Here is a 6,892-nt window from a genome sequence, read left to right on the forward strand (position 1 = left end):
GGTGGCAGGCTGGGTGGCGGGTCGCGAGGGGGCGAGTGCGATGGGCGAGCCGATCGTGCTGGTGCACGGGCTGTGCCACGGCGGGTGGTGCTGGCGCCCGGTGGCGCGGCTGCTCCGTGCGGCGGGGCACGAGGTGTTCACCCCGACCCTGACCGGCCTGGGGGAGCGCGCCCACCTGCTCACCCCGGAGGTGGGGCTCACCACCATGATCCGGGACGTCACGGCGGTGCTGGAGGCCGAGGAGCTCACCGACGTCCTGCTGGTCGGGCACAGCTTCGGCGGGCTGCCCGTGCTGGGGGCGGCCGACCGCGCCCGGGACCGGATCCGGCGGATCGTGCTGCTCGACGGCCTGGTGGTCGAGGCGGGGCGGCGCGCGTTCGACGCCCTGCCCGAGGACGTCGTGCGGCAGCGGGAGCTCGACGCGAAGCGGCGCGGCCACGGTCTCGCGCTCCCGCCGCCGCCCGCCGAGGCCTTCGGGGTCACCGACCCGGACGACGTCGCGTGGGTCGAGCGGCGCATGACCCCGCACCCGCTGCGCAGCTACCGCGAACCGCTGGCGCTCGACGGCCCGCTCGGCGCCGGCCTGCCGGTCACCTACGTCCACTGCACGCAGCCCGTCTACCCGGCGCTGGCGTCGTCCCGCCAGGTGGTGAAGGACCAGGGCTGGGAGTGGCGGGACCTGCCCACGGGGCACGACGCGATGGTCACCGACCCCGAGGGCACGGCCGCCGCCCTCCTCGCCTGAACCGGATGCGCCGGGCCTACACGTCCGCCGGCGGCTCGACCTCGCGGCGGAGGATCTTGCCCGTCGGGCCCTTGGGGAGGGCGTCGACGAGCCAGACCGCGCGCGGGTACTTGTAGGCGGCGAGCCGGTCCCTGACGAAGTTCTTCAGCTCCTCCGGGTCGGCCTCCTGGCCCGGCTTGAGCGCGACCGCGGCGCCGATCTCCTCGCCGAGCTCGGCGTGCTTGATCCCGACGACGGCGGCCTCGGCCACAGCCGGGTGCTCGTAGAGGGTCTCCTCGACCTCGCGCGGGTAGACGTTGTAGCCGCCGCGGATGATCAGGTCCTTCTTGCGGTCGACGATCGTGTAGTAGCCGTCGGCGTCGCGGGTGGCGATGTCGCCGGAGCGGAACCAGCCGTCCGGGATGGCGTCGGCGGTGGCCTCGGGCCGGTTCCAGTAGCCCTTCATGACGTTCTCGCCGCGGATGGCGATCTCGCCGGGCTCGCCGTCCGGCACGTCGCGGCCCTCGTCGTCGACCACGCGCATCTCGCAGCCGCGCACCGGGAAGCCGATGGTGCCGGGCTTGCGCGGGCGGCCGGGCTGGTTGAACGAGGCGACCGGCGCGGTCTCCGACAGCCCGTAGCCCTCGAAGATCTCGCAGCCGAACTGCTTCTCGAACGACTTGAGGATCTCCACCGGCATCGCCGAGCCGCCGGTGATGCAGGTGCGCAGCGAGGCCATGTCGGCGCCCTCGGCGTCGGGCGAGTGCAGCATCGCCGCGTACATTGTGGGCACGCCCTCGAACACGGTGACCTTGTCCCGCGCGACGACCTGCAGCGCCTTGGACGGGTCGAACCGCGGGATCAGGCTGAGCGTGGACCCGGCGACGACGGCGGCGTTGAGCCCGCAGGTCAGGCCGAAGACGTGGAACAGCGGCAGGCAGCCCATGATCACGTCGTCGGCGCTGATCTCGATGAGCGTCTCGACCGTGGTGCGGGCGTTGGAGTCGAGGTTGTGGTGGGTCAGCTCGGCGCCCTTGGGCTGCCCGGTGGTGCCGGACGTGTAGAGGATCACGGCGGTGTCGGAGTCGGCGCGCTCGACGGCCTCGGGCGCGGGGGTGCCGCCCAGTTCGGTCGGTCCGGTCGCGGGCACCACGATCCCCGGGATCCCGACGGCCTTCGCGGCCTCGGGCACCACGTCGCCGGAGCCGTCCCAGCCGTAGACCAGGGACATCCCCGAGTCGCCCAGGTAGTACTCCACCTCGCGCGCCTTGAGCAGCGGGTTCATCGGCACCACGACGGCGCCGGCCAGCAGCGCGCCGTAGAACAGCACCGGGTAGGCGGGGACGTTGGGCAGCACGAGCCCGACCCGGTCGCCGGGGTTGATCCCGCGCTCCTTCAGGTCCCCGGCGACCGCCGCGGCGGCGGAGTGCAGCTGCGCGTAGGTCAGGACGTACTCGTCGAGCTTCACGGCGGTGCGGTCGCCGTGGTCGCGCGCGGTCGCGACGAGGTTCGCGGCCAGGTTGGTCATCGTCGACTCTCCGGGGTTACGGACGGGTAGCGTGCCGGGGACCCTATCGGCCCCCCTCCCCGGGTGCACACACTCGGGTGGGGTGCGCAACCGGACGATCCGGGCGCCGCCGGGTGCGGTGACGGCGTCCGGTCCGCCCGATATCGTCCGCGCATGACGCCGCCCCCGCTGGAGATCGTCGTCGGCGGGCGGCGGCTGCCGGTCCCACCGGGCCGCCCGTTCGTGATCGGCCGGGGCCCGGAGGCGGACCTCGACGTCGGGCACCCGCGGGCCTCGCGCCGGCACGTGATCGTGGAGCACACGCCGCAGGGCTGGACGCTCACCGACGCCTCCCGCAACGGCACGTGGGTCGACGGCCGGCGGGTCACGACCCTCCCGCTCGCCGGCCCGGTCTCGGTGCGGCTCGGCGACACCGCGGACTCCGCGGTCGTGCAGGTCCTGCCGGTGAGCGCACCGCCGGCGCCACCGCCGCCGGCCACCCCGAGGCCGGCCGACGTCCTGGCCCGGCAGGGCGGGCAGACCTCCGTCCGGCACGTCCTCACCACCCGGCTCACGGTGGGCCGCCTGCCGGACAACGACGTCGTGCTCGACGACCTCCTCGTCTCCCGCCGCCACGCCGAGCTGCACCGCAGCGGCGCCGGCTGGCGGATCGTGGACCTGGACAGCGGCAACGGCACCTTCGTCAACGGCGTGCGGGTCACCTCCGCCGAGATCACTCCGCGCGACGTCGTCGGCATCGGGCACGCGCTGCTGCAGCTGCAGGGCGACCGGCTCGTCTCGGCCGAGGACACCGGCGACGTCGGGTTCTCCGTCCAGGGCGCCTCCGTGACCACCGACTCCGGGAAGACGCTGCTCCGGGACGTCTCCTTCGCGCTGCCGGGCCGCAGCCTGCTCGCCGTCGTCGGGCCGTCCGGGGCGGGCAAGTCGACCCTGCTGCGCGCGCTGACCGGTTCCCGCCCGGCCGACGTCGGCGAGGTTCGCTACGCGGGCCGCGACCTCTACGCCGAGTACGACGAGCTGCGGCACCGCATCGGCCTCGTCCCGCAGGACGACGTGCTGCACCCCCAGCTCACCGTCCGTCGGGCCCTGCGCTTCGCCGCCCGGCTGCGCTTCCCCGCCGACGTCCCGGAGGCCGACCGGGAGCGCCGCATCGACGAGGTGCTGGCCGAGCTGAACCTCACCGGGCAGGCCGGGCAGCGGATCGACACGCTCTCCGGCGGCCAGCGCAAGCGCACCTCCGTGGCCCTCGAGCTGCTGACCCGGCCGAGCCTGCTGTTCCTCGACGAGCCGACGTCCGGCCTGGACCCGGGCCTGGACAAGTCCGTCATGCAGACGCTGCGCGGGCTGGCCGACGGCGCGCGCACGGTCGTCGTGGTGACCCACAGCGTGCTCAACCTCGATCTCTGCGACCGGCTGCTGGTGCTCGCCCCCGGCGGGCACGTCGCCTTCTTCGGGCCGCCGCGGGAGGCGCTGGAGTACTTCGGCGCGCCGGACTACGCCGAGATGTTCCTGCTGTTGGAGCGGGTGCCGGGGGAGACCCTGGCCGCCCGGTACCGGGAGTCGCGGCAGCACTCGCGGTACGTCGCGCAGCCGACGGCGGGGATGCCGAGGGTCGTCGAGCGGGCGGCGCCGGAGGTGGCGCCGCGCCAGCAGGGCTTCGGCGCACAGCTGGGCGTGCTGTGCCGCCGCTACCTGGCCGTGATCGCCGCCGACCGGCAGTACGCGATCTTCCTCGTGGCGCTCCCGCTGGTCCTCGCGGCCCTCGCGCGCCTCGTCCCGGGGGACTCCGGGCTGAGTACGACCCGGGCGCTGGAGCTGCAGCAGGCCCAACCGAGCCAGCTGATGCTCGTCCTGGTGCTCGGCGGGGCGCTGATGGGGGTCGCAGCGGCGATCCGCGAGCTGGTCAAGGAGCGGCCGGTCTACGTCCGCGAGCGGGCGATCGGGCTGTCGCTACCGGCGTACCTGCTGTCCAAACTGCTGGTGCTGGGCGTGGTCACCGGGCTGCAGGCGGCGGTGTTCACGCTGCTCGCGCTGGCGGGACGACCCGGGCCCGACTCGGCGGTCGTGCTCGGGTCGGGCCTGCTGGAGGTGCTGCTGGCGGTCGTCGGCGTGACCGTCGTGACGATGCTGGCCGGACTGGTGATCTCGGCGGCGATCGGCAACGCCGATCGCGGCATGCCGCTGCTGGTGCTGGTCCTGATGCTGGAGCTGGTGGTCAGCGGCGGGCTCTTCCCGGTGGCGGGCTACGCCGGCCTGGAGCAGCTGGCCTGGCTCGTCCCGTCCCGCTGGGCCTTCGCGATGGGTGCGGCGACCGCGGACCTCAACCGGACCGCACGCGGCGGCGCCGACCCGCTCTGGACGCACGACGCCGCGCACTGGCTGCTCGGCGCCGGGGTGCTGGTGGTCATGGCCGTGGTGCTCGCCGTCGCGACCGGGCTGGTGCTGCGGAGGCTGGACCCCGTGCGGAAACGCCGGTAGCCCGCACACCGGGTGTGGTGCCAGCACACCTCCGCCGGCCCCGCGCGCTCCCTAGCGTTCCCCTCACCGCTTCACGAGAGGAACGACGACCATGGTCTGGTTCGGGATCATCCTGCTGCTGGCCGCCGCCGGCTGCCTGTGGGCCGCGACCCGGTCCCGGCGCAAGGTGCACGCGATGATGGCCGCGGAGACGCTCTCGGTGCCCGAGCTGCTCGAGCTGCAGGGCATCTCGGCCGAGCTCACCGGGCCGGGGCAGTTCCGCAAGGTGTGCGAGGTCGTCGGCGAGACGGCGGCGGCGCCGGTGGGGCTGCTGCGCTCCGAGCTGGCCGGGGTCGACTGCGTGTGGCACGCGCACCGCGTCCAGCGCCGCTACAAGCACTACGACCGGGACCCGGACGGCGACACCCGCGTCACCACTCGCACCGAGACCGTCGCCGAGATCAGCTCCCCGCACGGCTGGGCGCTGCTGCGCGACGGACACACCGTCGGCGTCGACCACGGCGGGCGGCGGCCCGACGGCGTCGAGACCGTCGTCGACCGGTTCGAGCCCGCGCACGACCACCAGCCGCAGGGCGCGCTGGCCGGGGCGATCTCGGTGCTCGGCGCGCTGGCCGGCGGCGACCGCGACGAGACGATCGGCTACCAGCACACCGAGTGGGTGCTGCGGCCCGGCACGCGGATGTACGTGCTCGGCGAGGTCGACGACCGGGACGGCCCGCTCGTGATCCGCGCGCCCCGCGACGGCTCGCCCTTCGTCATGTCCACGAGGACGGAGGAGGAGCTGACCGACTCCGCCCGCACGGGCCAGCGCATCTGGGCCTGGATCGGCGCCGGCCTCGCGCTCGCCGGCCTCGCGCTGGTCGTGCTCGCGGTCCTGTAGCCGTCCGGTCGCGACCTCGCGTCGCGGCCGGACCGGTATCTAGAGTCGGGCCGTGGCTGATCTCCCCCCGCTCGACCCCGACGAACCCACGCCGTCCGGCCCGCTCGCCGGGGTGGTGGTGGCCGACTTCTCCCGGGTCCTCGCCGGCCCCTACGCGACGATGCTGCTCGGCGACCTCGGCGCGACCGTGATCAAGGTCGAGGGCCCGACCGGCGACGACACCCGCACCTGGCAGCCGCCCACGGTCGACGGCCCCGACGGCCCGGTCGCCACCTACTACCTCTCGATCAACCGCAACAAGCACTCCGTGGTGCTCGACCTGAAGGACCCCGAGGACCTGGCGGTCGCGCAGCAGCTCGCCGCCCGCGCGGACGTCCTGATCGAGAACTTCATGCCCGGCTCCACCGCGAAGTGGGGCCTGGACGTCGACACCGTGCGCGGGACCAACCCGTCGGTCGTCTACTGCTCCATCAGCGGTTTCGGCGACGAGGGCGGCGCGAAGCTCGGCGGCTACGACCTGCTGATCCAGGCGACGTCCGGCCTGATGAGCCTGACCGGCGACCCGGACGGCACGCCGTACCGGGCGGGCGTCGCGGTGTTCGACGTGATGACCGGGCTGCACGCCGCCGTCGCGATCCTGGCGGCGCTGCGGCACCGCGACGCCACCGGCGAGGGCCAGCACGTGAAGACGAACCTGCTGTCCGCGGCCCTGTCGAGCCTGGTCAACCAGACCTCGGCGTACGTCGCGGGCGGCGTGGTACCGAAGCGGATGGGCAACGCCCACCTCTCGCTCTTCCCCTACGAGCCGCTGCCCACCGGCGACGGCGAGCTGATCGTGATCGCCGCCAACGACCACCAGTTCCGCCGGCTCTGCGCCGCGATCGACGCACCCGAGCTGCTCGAGGACCCGCGCTTCGGGTCGATGGTCGAGCGCACCCGGCACCGCGACGAGCTGCGCCCCCTGCTGCTCGAGAAGCTCGCCACCCAGGGCGCGCAGGAGTGGTTCGACGTGCTGAGCGCGGCCGGCGTGCCCTGCGGCCCGATCAACACCGTGGACCAGGGCGTCGAGCTCGCCGAGAGCCTCGGCCTCGCCCCGGTCGTGCACCCCGGCGGCGGGCCGGGCGGGGTCCGCAACCCCGTCGACTACTCCGCCACCCCGCCGGACTACCGCCGCACGCCACCCGCCCTCGGCGCGGACACTCCTCGACGGCCTGACCACCGCGATCATCGTCGACCAGGAGCGGATGGGCGCCAACCCGCGATCCACCGTCGGCACGGTCAC

General features: G+C 74.2%; 5 protein-coding genes. 4 read left to right on the forward strand and 1 reads right to left on the reverse strand.

Annotation, left to right across the window (positions count from 1 at the left end; genetic code table 11):
• The first annotated feature begins 40 nt into the window (after positions 1–40).
• Complete coding sequence (locus AB0B41_RS24635; RefSeq protein WP_358207172.1) at positions 41–745, forward strand: alpha/beta hydrolase; 705 nt, start codon at positions 41–43, stop codon at positions 743–745.
• 16 nt (positions 746–761) lie between these two features.
• Here the strand turns inward: AB0B41_RS24635 and AB0B41_RS24640 are convergent, their stop codons facing one another.
• Positions 762–2,252: a long-chain fatty acid--CoA ligase gene (locus AB0B41_RS24640; protein ID WP_358207174.1), complete on the reverse strand. Its 1,491-nt coding sequence runs from the start codon at positions 2,250–2,252 to the stop codon at positions 762–764.
• 153 nt (positions 2,253–2,405) lie between these two features.
• Here AB0B41_RS24640 and AB0B41_RS24645 point away from each other — a divergent pair, with 153 nt between their 5' ends.
• From AB0B41_RS24645 to AB0B41_RS24655, 3 genes are all read left to right on the forward strand, one after another.
• Positions 2,406–4,730, forward strand: coding sequence for an FHA domain-containing protein (locus AB0B41_RS24645; protein ID WP_358207177.1), 2,325 nt, complete (start codon positions 2,406–2,408; stop codon positions 4,728–4,730).
• Positions 4,731–4,821: 91 nt separating this feature from the next.
• Positions 4,822–5,610 (forward strand): GIDE domain-containing protein, encoded by a 789-nt coding sequence (locus AB0B41_RS24650; protein ID WP_358207179.1) that lies wholly within the window; start codon positions 4,822–4,824, stop codon positions 5,608–5,610.
• A 52-nt stretch (positions 5,611–5,662) separates the two neighbouring features.
• On the forward strand, positions 5,663–6,892 hold a 1,230-nt coding region (locus AB0B41_RS24655), incomplete at its 3' end, for a CoA transferase (protein ID WP_358207181.1).

The sequence above is a fragment of the Pseudonocardia sp. NPDC049154 genome, from assembly GCF_040648315.1.
Classification (GTDB): Bacteria; Actinomycetota; Actinomycetes; order Mycobacteriales; family Pseudonocardiaceae; genus Pseudonocardia.

Excerpts from the sequence above, each read along its gene's own strand:
- AB0B41_RS24650 (WP_358207179.1), top strand. The coding sequence starts at position 4,822 with ATGGTCTGGTTCGGGATCATCCTGCTGCTGGCCGCCGCCGGCTGCCTG.
- AB0B41_RS24640 (WP_358207174.1), bottom strand. The coding sequence starts at position 2,252 with ATGACCAACCTGGCCGCGAACCTCGTCGCGACCGCGCGCGACCACGGC.
- AB0B41_RS24635 (WP_358207172.1), top strand. The coding sequence starts at position 41 with ATGGGCGAGCCGATCGTGCTGGTGCACGGGCTGTGCCACGGCGGGTGG.
- AB0B41_RS24645 (WP_358207177.1), top strand. The coding sequence starts at position 2,406 with ATGACGCCGCCCCCGCTGGAGATCGTCGTCGGCGGGCGGCGGCTGCCG.